General features: G+C 73.6%; 13 protein-coding genes. 1 reads left to right on the top strand and 12 read right to left on the bottom strand.

The features are described 5' to 3' along the window. Positions 1 to 9 precede the first annotated feature (9 nt). Positions 10 to 1,497 carry a MocR-like pyridoxine biosynthesis transcription factor PdxR gene (gene pdxR, locus GA0074696_RS03900; RefSeq protein ID WP_231925256.1) on the top strand — a complete coding sequence of 496 codons (1,488 nt, stop codon included), beginning with the start codon at positions 10 to 12 and terminating at the stop codon, positions 1,495 to 1,497. Here the strand turns inward: pdxR and GA0074696_RS03895 are convergent. From GA0074696_RS03895 to GA0074696_RS03840, 12 genes are all read right to left on the bottom strand, one after another. Continuing rightward, complete coding sequence (locus GA0074696_RS03895) at positions 1,442 to 2,902, bottom strand: UbiD family decarboxylase (RefSeq protein ID WP_088959823.1); 1,461 nt, start codon at positions 2,900 to 2,902, stop codon at positions 1,442 to 1,444. The genes pdxR and GA0074696_RS03895 overlap by 56 nt on opposite strands. Next, on the bottom strand, positions 2,899 to 3,264 hold the full coding sequence (locus GA0074696_RS03890; protein WP_088959822.1) for a chorismate mutase: 366 nt from the start codon (positions 3,262 to 3,264) through the stop codon (positions 2,899 to 2,901). Before GA0074696_RS03890 ends, GA0074696_RS03895 begins: the two co-directional genes overlap by 4 nt. Then, positions 3,261 to 3,608: a cupin domain-containing protein gene (locus GA0074696_RS03885; protein WP_088959821.1), complete on the bottom strand. Its 348-nt coding sequence runs from the start codon at positions 3,606 to 3,608 to the stop codon at positions 3,261 to 3,263. Before GA0074696_RS03885 ends, GA0074696_RS03890 begins: the two co-directional genes overlap by 4 nt. Beyond that, positions 3,598 to 4,296, bottom strand: a complete 699-nt coding sequence (locus GA0074696_RS03880) for a flavodoxin family protein (RefSeq protein ID WP_088959820.1) — start codon at positions 4,294 to 4,296, stop codon at positions 3,598 to 3,600. Before GA0074696_RS03880 ends, GA0074696_RS03885 begins: the two co-directional genes overlap by 11 nt. Before the next feature lie 54 nt (positions 4,297 to 4,350). Next, complete coding sequence (locus tag GA0074696_RS03875) at positions 4,351 to 5,655, bottom strand: TrpB-like pyridoxal phosphate-dependent enzyme (RefSeq protein WP_088959819.1); 1,305 nt, start codon at positions 5,653 to 5,655, stop codon at positions 4,351 to 4,353. 28 nt (positions 5,656 to 5,683) lie between these two features. Next, positions 5,684 to 6,901 carry an MFS transporter gene (locus tag GA0074696_RS03870; protein WP_088959818.1) on the bottom strand — a complete coding sequence of 406 codons (1,218 nt, stop codon included), beginning with the start codon at positions 6,899 to 6,901 and terminating at the stop codon, positions 5,684 to 5,686. A 48-nt stretch (positions 6,902 to 6,949) separates the two neighbouring features. Further along, positions 6,950 to 8,233 carry an ATP-grasp domain-containing protein gene (locus GA0074696_RS03865; protein ID WP_231925255.1) on the bottom strand — a complete coding sequence of 428 codons (1,284 nt, stop codon included), beginning with the start codon at positions 8,231 to 8,233 and terminating at the stop codon, positions 6,950 to 6,952. Continuing rightward, the gene (locus GA0074696_RS03860; protein ID WP_231925254.1) at positions 8,230 to 9,081 is read right to left on the bottom strand and encodes a B3/B4 domain-containing protein; all 852 of its coding nucleotides are present in this window, start codon (positions 9,079 to 9,081) and stop codon (positions 8,230 to 8,232) included. The genes GA0074696_RS03865 and GA0074696_RS03860 overlap by 4 nt, the downstream gene beginning before the upstream one ends. Before the next feature lie 92 nt (positions 9,082 to 9,173). Then, complete coding sequence (locus GA0074696_RS03855; RefSeq protein WP_088959816.1) at positions 9,174 to 10,412, bottom strand: MFS transporter; 1,239 nt, start codon at positions 10,410 to 10,412, stop codon at positions 9,174 to 9,176. Next, complete coding sequence (locus GA0074696_RS03850) at positions 10,412 to 11,701, bottom strand: amidohydrolase family protein (protein WP_088959815.1); 1,290 nt, start codon at positions 11,699 to 11,701, stop codon at positions 10,412 to 10,414. Before GA0074696_RS03850 ends, GA0074696_RS03855 begins: the two co-directional genes overlap by 1 nt. A gap of 52 nt (positions 11,702 to 11,753) precedes the next feature. Next, a complete protein-coding gene (locus GA0074696_RS03845; protein WP_088959814.1) occupies positions 11,754 to 12,404 on the bottom strand; it encodes a prephenate dehydratase in 651 nt (216 codons plus the stop codon). After that, positions 12,388 to 13,809, bottom strand: a complete 1,422-nt coding sequence (locus GA0074696_RS03840) for a phenylacetate--CoA ligase family protein (protein ID WP_088959813.1) — start codon at positions 13,807 to 13,809, stop codon at positions 12,388 to 12,390. The genes GA0074696_RS03845 and GA0074696_RS03840 overlap by 17 nt, the downstream gene beginning before the upstream one ends. Between the last annotated feature and the right edge of the window lie 22 nt (positions 13,810 to 13,831).

Here is a 13,831-nt window from a genome sequence, read left to right as displayed (position 1 = left end):
CTTCTGATCGTGCTTGACCGCGACAGCACGATTCCGTTGCAGCAGCAGCTCTGCGAGCAGATCAGCGGGTCCGTCCGGGCCGGTCGGCTGCGCCCGGGCGACCCGGTGCCGCCCAGCCGTGAGCTGGCGCACCAGCTCGGCGTCTCCCGCACGGTGGTCACCCGGGCGTACGAGCTGCTGCGGGCCAACGGGGTGCTGACGTCCCGGCGGGGATCCGGCACGCGGGTCGGCGGCACCCTGCCCGAGCCGGCGTCGCCCGCCGGGCGGCCCGCCCGGGCCCCGATACGCCCCGAGCCGCCGTTGCCCACCGACGACGGCAGTCCGCTGTGGAAGCCGTGGGAGCCGGCCCCGATGCAGCAGCCGGGCGGGGCGTACGACTTCCGGCACGGCACCCCGGCGCTGGCCAGCTTCCCGGTCACCCGATGGCGACAGTCGCTGGCCGAGGCGCTCAGCCGGGCCGACGTCGCCGCACTGGGGTACGGCCCGGCCGAGGGCTCCCCGGCGCTGCGCGCCCAGATCACCGCGCTGCTGCGGCGCAGCCGGGCGTTCGACGCCGCCCGGGAGCACACGCTGGTCACCAGCGGCGCCACCCAGGCGATGGACATCCTGGTCCGGCTGCTGGTCGGCCCGGACGACGTGGTGGTGATCGAGGATCCGAGCCACACCGTGCTGCGACAGATCTTCGGCTACTCCCGGGCCGCGGTGGTGCCGGTGCCGGTCGACGCGGAGGGGTTGCGGGTCGACGACATCGAGCGCTTGGTCCGCGCCCACGGTCACGACCCGGCCCGGGTACGCCTGATCTACGTCACCCCGTCGCACCAGTTCCCGACCGGGTTCATCATGTCCGAACGGCGGCGGCGGGCGCTGCTGCGCTGGGCCCGGGAGCAGCGGGCGACGGTGCTGGAGGACGACTACCACAACGAGTTCACCTTCGCCGCCGAGCGGCTGCCGGCGCTGGCCGCCGACCCGCAGGACGCTGACGTGGCGTACGTCGGCAGCTTCAGCAAGACCCTCTTCCCGTCGCTGCGGATCGGGTACACGGTGCTGCCGCCGCACCTGGTCCGGCCCTTCCTCGGGATCAAGTGGATCACCGACCGGCTGACCCCGACAGTGCCCCAGGAGGCGCTGGCCGAGTTCATCGCCTCCGGCGCGTACGCCCGGCACATCGGCCGGATGGACCGCCTCTACCGGCAACGCCGCGCCCGACTGTTGGAGGCGCTCTACGAGCACTTCGGCGCCGGGGTGCGGATCTCCGGCGCGGCGGCCGGGCTGCACGTGCTGGTCACCCTCGGCGGCGCCCCCGACATCGACGAGGCGGAGATCGTGCGCGCGGCGGCCACCCGGGGCGTCCGGGTCTACCCGGCCTCGGGCTACTTCGTGACCGGGCCGCCGACCGAACCGACCTTCCTCATCGGGTACGCGGCCCTGCCCACCGCCCGGATCAGCGAGGGAGTGGCGCTCCTGGCCGCCGCGGTACGGGAAGCGACGGCTCGGTGAACCGGGGCCGGTGGAACCGACTCCGCTGCGCGTACGGCACCGTGCAGTCGAAGACGGCCTTCGCGGTCCGCCCGTCGGCGGAGATCGCCGGGGAGTAGCCGGTGTGCTGGCTCGGATCGAGCGGGAAACCCTCCCGGTCCGGCAGCACGCGCAGGTCCTGGTCGGCCTGGAACCGGGTCACCATCGCCCACCACAGGTCCTGGTCCGACTCCACGTCGACGTCCTCGTCGACGCAGAGCACCAGCTTCGCCATCCGGAACTCCTCCAGCACCGCCTCGGCGGACGCGCGTACCGCCGCGTCGTCCTCGGGATCGCGCTTCGCCGGCCACTGGAGCACCACCATCAGCTGGCCGCCGCCGGCGGTGTGGCAGTTCACCGCCCGTACCGGGGTGCCCCGGCGGTTCAGCAGGTCCAGCACCGCGGCCTCCATGCCGAAGCCGAGCAGCACCGACTGCTCGTGCCCGGGGCCGGAGACCGCCTGGAGGATCGGGCTCTCCCGGGCGGTGACGGCGGTGACCCGGACCAGCGGCAGCGACGGGTGCGCCCGGCCCTGGTAGCCGAGGAACTCCGGGGTGGCCACCTCGCCGTGCCGGCTCTCCGGCGCCCGCTCGGCGAGCAGCTCACCCTCCAGCACGTACTCGGCGTGCGCGATGAACTCGGCGTCGACCGTCCGGCACGGCAGCAGCTCCACCGGTTGCCCGGCGAGCGCGCCGGCCACCGCCAGCTCGTCGACGCTGGGCGGCACCAGCGACGTCGGGCAGCAGGACGACAACAGCACCGCCGGGCCGAGCCCGAGGTGGATCGCCACCGGCAGCGGACGGCCCTGGCGCAGGGCGGCCTGGTGGGCGAGTTCGAGGTCGCGTCCGGGGACCATCCAGATGGTCAGCGTGTCGGGGCCCTGAACGCACATCCGGTGCACGGACAGGTTGCGGACCCCGGTTTCCGGGTCGGTGGCGAGCACCGCCCCCAGGGTCAGGTAGGGCCCCGCGTCCTCCTCGGTGAGGACCGGCACCGGCAGCGCGGTCAGGTCGAGCGGGAGCGTGCCGCGCGGCCAGCGGGCCGGATCGGTGGCGGGCACCGGCGGGCGAGGCGCAGCCACCGCCGCGAGGAGCCGCCGCGGCAGCTCGGCCGGGGTGCAGCCGAGCAGGCCGGCGGCCCGCCGACGGGTGCCGTAGAGGCCCATCAGCACCGCCCGGGTCGGGCCGTGGTCGGGCCGTACCCGGTCGAAGAGCACCGCCGGGCCGGGGCCGGTGGGCGGCGCCGCGGGCGCCCCGGCCCAGCGGGCGTAGTGGGCGGAAACGCCGTACCGGGCGGGTAGTTCCGCGCTGACCCGGACCAGCTCGCCCGGCAGCGGGTCGAGGGTGGCCAGGGCGTGCCGCAGGTCGACCGGCGGGCGGGCGGTCATCGTTCCCCCGCCGCCGGCTCGGCACGCCGGGCGTCCATCATGTCGAGCTGCATCCGGGTGAGCTCCTCGATCAGGGCACCGTACGTGGCGACCGCGACCCTCGGCGGCATGCCATGCCGTTCGGCCAGGTCGTGGACCCGGTCGAGGACCTGGCGGACCCGGTCCGGCGACCGTACGGCGGCCTCGTCCGTCTTGTGGCCGGTCAGCTCCCGGACCACCCGGGTGCGCTCCGCCAGCAGCTCCACGATGCGCTGGTCGAGCCCGTCGATCCGGGCCCGGAGCTCGGCGATCCGGGCCGAGCCGGTGGCGGCGCCGGCCGGCACGGAGCCGTCCGGCGCCACGACCCGGTGCTGGTCGCTCACGGCTGGGGAACCTCGTCGATCACGAAGACGACGGTGGGCTCGCCGTGGCTGCCCTGCGACCGGTGCTCCTCGTCGTCGGGAATGACGAAGCCCATGCCGGGGCGGCAGGGCACCGACCGGTCCTTGAAGTGGATGGTGAACTCGCCCTGCAGGACGTAGCCGGTGTGGCCGCGCAGGCACCACTCGTGCTCGTCGAAGCCGGGGGGCAGCTCCAGCAGGCGGAGCCGGCGGCCCCCGACGTGCGCGATCTTGACGCGACCCTCCGCGCCCGGCTTGTTCCACTTCTCCCACTCGGCCCCGGGGAAGTCGATGCCGACCGGCGGGGCGACCTGTTCAGTGGACAATTTCGATATCTCCTCTGTTCGGGACGGATTCGCTGCGGCGAGGTCGCGGAATGCGCTCGTTGCGGTCGCGCTCCGGCAGCACCGGACCGCCCGCGACACGCTGGTGCCGCTTGAGCAGCTGCACCATGTCGAGCATCCGGTGCACCATCCGCTCCAGCGCGTCGACACCCTCGGTGTCGGTGAGACCGGGCGTGCCGGTGGTGTTGCGCAACAGGACGGGAAAGCCGCTGCCGACCAGGATCATCCGGTTGAGCAGCAGGTTGTTCACGATCTGGTTGTGCACCGAGGAGTCGCTGTACCGCCGTCCGGTGACGATGATGCCGCCGACCTTGTCGGCCAGCGGGCGGGTGAAACGCAGGTAACCGACGCCGACCCGCTCGATGAAGACCTGCATCAGATGGGCCAGGCCGAACCCGTGCACCGGGGCGGCGTAGATCAGCCCGTCGGCCCGGACCATCTGCTCCACCAGGGCGGGGACGTCGTCGTCCACCTGGCAGAGCGTCGTACGGCTGTTGCAGTCGCCGCACGGGCTGCACGGCGAGATCCGGTGGTCGCGCAGGCGGATGGTGCGCAGGGTCGCGCCCCGCTCCGCGATCAGGCGACCAGCGTGCTCCACGGCGAGGTCGGTGTTGCCGCCCGCCCGCTCGGAGCCGTTGATGGCGAGGATTGTCACTGCTTCGCTGTGCATGGCACCCCCCGTTGCTCGGGAGGTGGGCGCCGCACCGCGCCCACCTCCGCGAGATCAATCCGTCAGCTTTCCGGCGAAGTAGTCGATGTACGCCTGCATGTCGAAGTGGCCGTGCCCGGAGAGCGAGAAGACGATCGCCTTCGACTCGCCCGTCTCCCGGCAGCGCAGCGCCTCGTCCACCGCCACCCGGACGGCGTGGGTGGACTCCGGCGCCGGCACGATGCCCTCGCTGCGGGCGAAGAGCACGCCGGCCTCGAAGCAGGCCGTCTGCGGCACCGCCCGCGCCTCGATCAGGCCGATATCCCGCAGCGCGCTGACGATCGGCGCCATGCCGTGGTAGCGCAGCCCGCCGGCGTGGATCGCGGGCGGACGGAAGTCGTGGCCGAGGGTGTGCATCTTGGTCAGCGGGGTGAGGCCGGCGGTGTCGCCGAAGTCGTAGTCGTAGCTGCCCTCGGTCAGGGACGGGCAGGAGGCCGGCTCGACGGCGACGAACCGAACCGTCGGGCCGCCGTCGAACTGCCGGCGCAGGATCGGCAGGGCCAGCCCGGCGAAGTTGGAGCCGCCGCCGGCCGCACCGATCACGATGTCCGGGTAGTCGTCGGCCATGTCGAGCTGGAGCAGCGCCTCCTGGCCGATGATCGTCTGGTGCATCAGCACCAGGTTGAGCACCGAGCCGAGGGCGTACTTGGCCGCGCCGCCGCTGTGCAGCGCCGCCTCAACCGCCTCGGAGATGGCCAGGCCCAGGCTGCCGGTCGAGTCCGGGTCGGCGGCGAGCGCCGCCCGGCCGGCCTCGGTACGGGTGCTCGGACTCGCGGTGACCGATGCGCCGAACGTCTCCATCAGGCCCCGCCGGTACGGCTTCTGGTCGTAGCTGACCCGGACCATGAAGACCTCGCACTCGAGGTCGAAGTAGGCGCACGCCATCGACAGCGAGCTGCCCCACTGCCCGGCGCCGGTCTCGGTGGTCAGCCGGGTCACGCCGTCCTGCTTGCTGTAGTACGCCTGCGGCACGGCGGTGTTCGGCTTGTGGCTCCCGGCGGGGCTGACCCCCTCGTACTTGAAGTAGATGCGGGCCGGGGTGCCGAGGGTCTGCTCCAGCCGGCGGGCCCGGACCAGCGGGCTCGGCCGCCACTGCCGGTAGATGTCGAGCACCGGCCCGGGGATGTCGACGTCCCGCTCGGTGGAGAACTCCTGGGCGATCAGCCCGGCCGCGAAGAGCGGTTCGAGGTCGGCTTCGGTGATCGGTTCCCGGGTGCCCGGATGGAGCATCGGGGGCAGCCCCTTGGGCAGGTCGGGAACCACGTTGTACCAGGTGGTCGGGATGTCGCTGTCGGGCAGGACGAACTTCGTCGCGGTCATCGGTCTCTTCCGGTGAGGGGTGGACGGATCAGGGACGGGCGGTGGCCGGTTCGGCCGCGGCCGGCAGCGGCCGGGCCGTGGGTCGCACCCGCAGCGCTGCGAAGGCGACGACACCGACCACCGGTGTCAGCAGGAGGAGCAGGAGGACGGGACGGTGCCCGTGGGCCTGCCAGACGAAGCCGAGGCCCATCGGTACGACGAGCCGGGCGGCGCTGAGCACGAAACCGTTGAGGGCCATGAAGCTGCCGACCCGCCGCTCCTCCACGTGGTCGGCGATGTACGTGGGCACCACCACCGAGGCGATGATCTCCCCGACGGTCCAGACCGCGGTGGAGAGCAGCACGGCGGGCAGGGAGAAGCCGACCACCAGGATCGCCATGCCGGTCGACCAGAGCAGACCGGCCGTGATCAGGAGGGTCCGGGTCGGGTACGCCTTGATCCGCTTCTCGATCAGCATGCCGACGCTCACCACGACCAGACTGTTGATCGTGTAGACGGCGCCCACCACGGCGACCGAGGAGTGCAGCACGGTGGTGACCGCGAGGGGCAGCGTGTATTCCAGGCCGATCAGCGGTGCGACGTAGCAGAACGAGACCAGCACCAGCACCGCCACATCGAAGTCCCGCAGCAGTCCGGCCCGCCGGGTGGTCGCGGTCGACACGGCCGCCCCGCGCCGGGTGTCCGCCGGTACGCAGATCCGGATGGTGGCCGCCGCGATCAGGCCGAGCAGGATGTCGCCGGCGAACATCAGCTGGTAGGAGTACGCGGCCGCCAGACCGCCGAGCAGCGGGCCGACCCCCATGCCGAGGTTGTTGGCGATGTAGCTGACCGTGTACGCGAACGGCCGCTGGTCGGGTTCGGCGAGGTCGGCGATCAGCGTGTTCGCCGCCGGGGCGAACATCCCCATCCCGACCAGCGCGACGAAGAGCATGGCCGCGTACGTCCACGGTGGCCCGTCGAGCACGGCCAGGCCGAGGTAGCCGGCCGCGTTGAGCAGCAGGCTGGACACCAGCGCGGCGCGCCGGCCGGCCCGTCCGCAGACCGGGCCGCTGAGCAGGCTCCCGACGAGCAGGCCGGTGCTGCCGACGGAGATGAGCACCCCGGCCTCACCGGCACCCAGGTGCCGGCTCTGCACCAGGTAGACCGCGAGCAGGGGGAAGACGAACATCCCCGCGCGGTTGATGAAGGACGCCAGGACCAGCATCCGCAGCGGACGCGGCAGGGCTTTGAAGCGGTTCAGCCACACGGCGTCGGCCTCCTTCCAGGGTCGTGGGCGTACGCGGGATCGGCCGGGTCAGGCCGGCCCGGCACTCCCGGGGGTGTCGGTCCCGGCCAAGTCGGCGGCCCCGGCCGGCGCCACGTCCACCGGTGCGGTCCGGACCTGGAAGGAGTCCCGGACGGTCTTGAACCGGGCACGCACGTCGTCGAAGTCCCGCCCCTCGCAGACGTACCAGCCGAGGACGTCGTTGGAGGCGGTCGGCGGGGCGAGCACGTCGCCGACGCTCTTCCACACGTCGGCGTCGAGCACCGAGTCGAGCGCTCGAAGCTCCTCCGCGGTCGTGATCGCGGTGATCCGGCCGTACCGGTCGGAGGCCAGGTACTCGGTGCCGATCTCCGGGCCGAGCGTGGCGGCCGGCACGTGCCCGGGGTCGAGCTCCAGGCGGCACCACTCGCCCGCCAGGTTGATCCCCCGCCCGGCCTGGATGGCGGGGACGATCGAGCCACCACCGGCCCGGGCCGCCGCCTCGCCGAACACCACCTCGCCATCGTCGCGGAGGAAGAACTCCACGTGGGCGACGCCGGTCCGCATCCCGAAGCCGCGCAGCACCGTGCCGTTGGCCGCCAGGATGCGGCGCTCGGCCGGGGTGAGATCGTGCTTGCGGGAGACCGTGCCGCCGGGCTCGTCCCGGAACTCCAGGATCGAGTACGTGTACCGGGAGAGCTGCTCGAAGACCACCTCGCCGTCGCGCAGCAGGGAGTCGACGTGATACTCGATGCCCCGGACGTACTCCTCCACCCGGTAGTCGTGCCGGGCGTCGGCGACCAGCGGCCACACCCGCTCCAAGTCCTCGGCCGAGTCGACCCGGTGGGTGTCCCCGCAGGCCCAGCCGGCGTACGGCTTGACCACCACCGGGTAGCCCACCTCGGCGGCGAACTCGGCCACCGCGCCGACAGTGTCGGGGCGGCACGAGCGGGCGACCGACACGCCCAGCTCGGTGGCCCGGCGGTGCATCACGTTCTTGTCCCGGAAGGCCAGCGCCTGCTCCGGGTCGAGGCCCGGGATGCCGTGGTCTCGCCGGCAGCGCGCGGCGGTCAGGACGTCCCCCTCGAAGAGCGGGAAGATCCGTTCGACCGGGTGCGCGGCGACGATCTCCGCCACCACCGACCGGACGGCCTCGGGGTCGTCGAGGTCCGCCCGGTAGCAGGGCAGGCCGGCGACCTCGGCGGCCGGCTGGCCGGTGGGGATCAACGCGACGGCGGTGACGCCCAGCTCAGCCGCCGCGGCGACCACGCTGCGGAACTGGGCGGCGTAGCGGCCGGCCGCCGGTCGATAGACGACCAGGATCGAGCGGTTCACGGACGGGTCCTTCCGGGGCTGCCGGCGGGGCTGAGCGACACGCCGCCCAGCTCGCCGGGGGACGGGTCACCGACCGGGGCGGTGAACAGGACGCCCGTGGCGGCCGCCCGGTCGAGCACCAACTGCTGACGGGCGGTGGCCGGCGACGCCGCACCGGTCAGCTCGTCGAGCGCGGCGGTGAGCCGGGCCAGCGCGGCCTCGACGTCCGCCCGACCGCCCGGGTGGGCCGCCTCGACGGTGAGCAGCAGCCGGTGCCGGCCCAGGCCGGTACGGACCAGGTGGCCCTGCCGCCAGTTCCACCGCCGCGAGTGCGCCCGCCCGTCCGCGTCCGCGTAGACGACCTCCCCCGGCTCGGGGAGCTCCGGCTCGTCCGGCGCCCCGAGCGGCAGGTACGTCTCGGTGCCGTCGGCCGGCCGGACGACGAGGTCGGCGATGCCGGCGACCGCGCACGATGCCACCGGCAGCGCCGACCCGAGCGAGACGCTGTTGCAGAGGTCGACCAGGGAGTTGATCCGGGGCAGCCGGTCACCCTTGGCCACCCGTCGGGCGATCGACTCGGCGGCGCACGGGAACCGGTTGGGGTTCACCCCCACCGCCCGGTACGCCTCCCGCCACGCGGCGATGCCGGGCAGCCCCGCCACGCCCGCCTTGTCCAGGCGTGCGGTGTGCAGCGCGTCCTCGGCGGCGGTCAGCAGGGCGGCCACCACCGGATGCTCCGGCACGACCTCCACCGCCGGTACGGCGATCAGGCCGAGGACGTAGTCCGGTACGGCGGTCAGCACCCGGTCGTCGACGCGGACGGCGAGCCGGTCGGCACCGTCGCTGAGCTGGGTCATCGTGTTCCTCATGGGTCGTCGGACGGTCAGCTCGACCGTATGCAGCGGGCGAGTGACCGGTTGTGGCCAATCCCGGCGGATCCGGTGAGGCCAATTCCGAGCGGTCAGCGCGGTGGCGCGCCGGTGGCGGCCCCGTCGGGAGCCGGTCGGGCCGGTTCCCCGGCGGCACCGACAGGGCGGTCCGGCCGGTTTCCGGTCCGGGAGCCGAGCAGTGCGGTGCCCAGCGCCAGCACGCAGAGCGCCGCGCCGACCGGTCCGAGCAGGTCGAGCGCCTCGACGCCGCCGTGCCGGAGCAGCCGGTTGCCGAGGAAGCCGCCGAGGGCGATACCGACGAAGGTGGCCGACGAGTTCAGCGACAGCAGCAGCGGCCCGGAGCCCGGCGCGATCGCGAAGAGCCGGTGCTGCTGGGCCGGTTGGGTGGCCATCGCGGTGACGCCCCAGACGGCCATCGCCAGCCCGGCCGGCACCAGGGCCTGCCGGGTCAATGGCAGGGTGGCCAGCACCACGGCCAACCCGGCCACCGCGACCAGCAGCACCGGCAGGGCGCCCCACCGGTCGGTGGCCCGGCCGCCCAGCACGGTCCCGGCCACCGCCGGTACGCCGAAGACCAGCAGCAGCACCGCCAGCACGGTGCCGTCGCCGTCGGTCGCCGGGGCCAGCAGCGCCCCGACGTAGGTCAGCGCCAGGTAGCCGCCGGTCATGAAGAGCGCGGTGGTGAGCACGGCCAGCCCGACCCGGGTCTCGCGTACCGGGGCGAGCCGGACGGCCAGCCCCGGCCCGGACGGCAGCCGCAGCGCCGGCAGGCCGACCGCCACCGCCACCGCGCAGGCCGCGCCGACGGCGGCGAGCAGCCAGAAGGTGACCCGCCACTGCAGGTCCGCGGCGACCCAGGTGCCGAACGGCACGCCGACCACGGTGGCCGCGGACAGACCGCCCAGCACCACCGCCATCGCCCGGCCTCGGCGCTCGGGCGGGGCGAGCGCGGCGGCCGAGGCGGAGGCGGCGGGAACGTAGAGCGCCGCGCTGACCGCGGTGAGGACCCGGGCGAGCAGCAGCAGGGGCAGGTCGGGGGCGAGCGCCGAGGCGACGTTGCCCAGGGTGAAGCCGACCAGCGAGATCGCCAGCACGGTGCGCCGTTCGAGCCGGCCGGTCAGCGCACCGAGCACCGGCGCGGCGACGGCGTACGCGAGGGCGAAGACGGTGCTCACCCAGCCGGCCGAGGCGACGCTGACCCGCAGCGTCCGGGCCACCTCGGGAAGCACCCCGGCCACCACGAAGGTGTCGGTGCCGATGGCGAAGGCACCGACCGCGAGCAGCGGGACGACCGGTACCACCCGCCGCATCACGCCACCGCCACGGGCTGCGGGGCGCGGTACCGGCCGGCGTCTCCGGCGACGACCCGGCCGCCGAGCAGCACCAGCTCGATCGCCTCGGGCCGGCCCAGCACGGTGATGTCCTCGGCGGGGTCGCCGTCGGTGACCACCAGGTCGGCGAGGCGCCCCGGCTGGACGGTGCCGGCGTCGTCGCCGTGGCCGGCGAGCCGGGCGCCGTTGGCGGTGGCCCAGGTCAGCACCACGGGTGCGGGGATACCGGCCATGGTCACGTACGTCTCCAGTTCCTCGGCGTACCGGCCGTGCGGTGTCCAGGCGAAGCCGAAGTCGTCACCGGCGACGATCGGGATGCCCAGCTCCACCATCAGCGGCAGGATCCGCAGGGTGTTCTCGACCTCGGCGGTGAACTCCAGCGTCTCCAGGTACTCCGGGGTCTTGCCGTACCGGGTGCCGGTGGTGAGCAGCCGGTGCGGCTGGTGCAGGCTCGGCACCACGAAGATGCCCCGCTCGGCGATCGCCTCCAGCGCCGCGTCGTCGGCGTACGTGGCGTGGTCGATGACGTCGACGCCGGCGGCGATGGCGTTGCGGATGCCGGCCAGCCCGCGCGAGTGCGCCCGGATCCGGACCCCCCGCTCGTGTGCCGCCCGCGCGGCGACGACCAGCTCCTCCGCCGTGAAGAGCAGCTCGTGCGAGCGCCCGTTGGGGAAGGTGTCGTCGCCCGTGGAGAAGACCTTGATGATCTCCGCGCCTTGGGCGACCTCGGTGTCGACGTACTCGACCAGCTCCTCCGGCGTGTCGGCCAGACGCATCAGGTCGCTGGGGATCCGCTGCTTGACCGCCGGGTTGCGGCGCTCCGGCGGGCCGGAGACCATCAGGTCCCGGCTGCACGGGGTGATCCGCGGGCCGGGCAGCCGCCCGGCGTCGATCGCCCGGCGCAGCGCCATGTCGATGCCGGCCACCGAGCCGGCGCCGACGAACGCGGTGTAGCCCAGCTTGAGCATGGCGGCCGCGTTGGCGGCGGCGCCCAGGGCCACCTCGGGGACGGTGTGCTTGAACAGGGTCTCCCGGCCGTCGAGCACGTTCAGGTAGGCGATGTGGGTGTGGCCGAGCGTCATGCCCGGCATCACCGTCCGGCCGTCGAGGTCGAGGACCTCCACCTCCGGGTCGTGCACGGGAGCCTGCGCGTCGGGCAGCACCGCGACGATGCGCTCGCCGTCGAGCAGCACGCTGTGGTGCGGGCGGGAGGCCAGGCCCAGTCCTTCCTGGACGGTGGCGCGGTGCAGCAGCGTTCGTCGGGACACGGGGGTCGCTCCGGTTCTCTCGGGGTCGGTGCGGGACGAATCGACGGTGGGCTCAGCGGTGGCCGAAGAGGGTCCACACGATCTCGGCGCCCGGGCGGCTGGCCACCCAGCGCAGCGCGTGCCGGCGTACCCCGGGGGCGTTGGTCACCGCGAGGTCGGCTCCCCCGGCGGCGAGAATCTCGGCGGCGTGCTGGGTCGAGTCGGCGTCGACCCAGCGGACCGGGCGGTCGGCCAACGGCGCGGGCGCGAGGTCGGCGAAGATCCGCCGGACCTCCCAGAGGGCGGCCACGGTCACCTCGCCGACGGGCCCGGACGGCTCGCGGTCCGCCCGGGCCGCGATGCCGTACTCCGGGGTGGCCTGCGCGAAGTACGCCTCCAGCCGCAGGTCACGGTGCCAGTGGAAGCGGGTGAGCCCCTGGTACGCGCTCGGCACCAGGGCCTGGTCCACCCGCCGCTCCACCAGCGCGGCGAGCACCGCGTCGAAGGTGTCGGACAGTTCGATCCGCAGTCCGTGCCGCTCGGCGAGGAAGGTGGCGGCGAGGTGGCTGGACGTACCGGGCGGGCCGAGGGTGGCCAGCACCGTGCCGGGCCGTTCCGCCCACCGGTCCACCAGCCGCCGCCACCGCTGCCCGTACGCCTCGGTGAGCGGTCCGGGCAGCGGGACGGCGGGGGACTCGGCGACGCTGTCAGGTCGTGTAGCCACGGTTGCCCGCCATCCGCTGCGCGACCCGGGTCTCGTGGTCGGCGTCGGCCCGCCGGTCCACGATCCGGGCGGCCTTCCAGCTCACGAAGGCGCCGGTGCTCACGATCGGATCCAGCCCGTCGCTCAGCTCCACCTCGACCGGTATGCCGAGCGTCGCGGCGGCCCGTTCGCGGACCCCGGCGGCCACCCCGGCCGGGTCGTCGACCAAGTCCTTCAGCAGCTCCAGGCGTACGGTCAACCGGTCGCCGCCGGACGGCTCGTGGTCGATCACCACCTGGTAGCCAGCGGAGCCGGTGACCCCGTCGAGCACGGCGGTCTCGACCTGGCCGGCGGTGAAGCGCCGGCCGCCCAGCTCGATCCGGTCGAGGGTACGGCCGACGAGCTGCACCAGGTCGCCGGCCATCTCGCAGTCGCAGTCGGGCGCGTCCACGATCACCGCGTCGCCGGTCCGGTAGCGGATCAGCGGCTTCACCCCGTCGATCAGCATGGTGACGGTGAGCTCGCCGCTGCCGCGCGGGCCGTGCGACTCGCCCGTCTCCGGGTCGACCACCTCGATGAGGTAGTTGGTCTGGGAAAGGTGCATCCGCTTGTTACGGCAGGCGGTGGCGATGACGAATGCCTCCTGCGAGCCGTACAGGATGTTGTAGACGTCGGCGCCCCAGACGGTCTCCAGGTTGCGGGCCAGCGCCGGGGTGCACATCTCCCCGGTGACGAGGAGCAGCTTGACGGCGAAGTCCTCGCGCAGCCGGTAGCCGTGGTGCTCGGCCGCCTTGGCCAGCATCAGCGCGACACCCGGCGTGCAGCAGATGACCTCCAGTTCGAGGTCCTTCATGAGCTGCAACGCCTTGGCGAACCCGATCACCGGGGAGTACGGCCAGATCTTCGCGTTCATCGAGCCGACGTTGCGGGCGACGTCACCGAGGGTGTCCCCGAACGAGTGCACCTCGGTCGGCCCCATCAGCCCGATCCGGGGGGCGTGGTCGCCGAAGTGGTGCCGGAAGATCGACGCCCAGGACTCGGTGACGTGGGCATTGCTCGCCACCACCTCGCGCCCGTCCCGCGGGCACGGGGTGGCGCGGCCGGTGGTGCCGGTCGTCTCGTAGAAGAAGACCGCGTCGGCCAGCGGCCGGCTCAACACGTCGAGCATCTCCTCGCGCAGGTGCGTCTTCGTGGTGAACGGCAACCGGTCCAGGGTCTGCGGGGTGACCGCGGACAGGTCGACGCCGGCCAGGTGCCGGGCGTAGAACGGCGAGTTCACGGACACCTGGTCGAGCACCACCCGCAACTGCCGTTCCCGCCAGGCGTCGAGGTCGGCGGCGGCGAGGGTGCGGGCGTAGAAGGCGCGGTGCAGGCTCAGGTAGTCGGCGGCGAAGTCGGCCGCCGGTCCGGTGGTCGGAAGCCACATGGTCAGGGTCCTCTCCAGGGGT

The organism is Micromonospora purpureochromogenes (assembly GCF_900091515.1).
Lineage (GTDB): Bacteria > Actinomycetota > Actinomycetes > Mycobacteriales > Micromonosporaceae > Micromonospora > Micromonospora purpureochromogenes.
The sequence above is the reverse complement of the archived record's forward strand: the minus strand, read 5'-3'. Positions and strand labels throughout refer to the sequence as shown.

Excerpts from the sequence above, each read along its gene's own strand:
- GA0074696_RS03895 (WP_088959823.1), bottom strand. The coding sequence starts at position 2,902 with ATGACCGCCCGCCCGCCGGTCGACCTGCGGCACGCCCTGGCCACCCTC.
- GA0074696_RS03880 (WP_088959820.1), bottom strand. The coding sequence starts at position 4,296 with ATGCACAGCGAAGCAGTGACAATCCTCGCCATCAACGGCTCCGAGCGG.
- GA0074696_RS03875 (WP_088959819.1), bottom strand. The coding sequence starts at position 5,655 with ATGACCGCGACGAAGTTCGTCCTGCCCGACAGCGACATCCCGACCACC.
- GA0074696_RS03860 (WP_231925254.1), bottom strand. The coding sequence starts at position 9,081 with ATGAGGAACACGATGACCCAGCTCAGCGACGGTGCCGACCGGCTCGCC.
- GA0074696_RS03855 (WP_088959816.1), bottom strand. The coding sequence starts at position 10,412 with ATGCGGCGGGTGGTACCGGTCGTCCCGCTGCTCGCGGTCGGTGCCTTC.
- GA0074696_RS03840 (WP_088959813.1), bottom strand. The coding sequence starts at position 13,809 with ATGTGGCTTCCGACCACCGGACCGGCGGCCGACTTCGCCGCCGACTAC.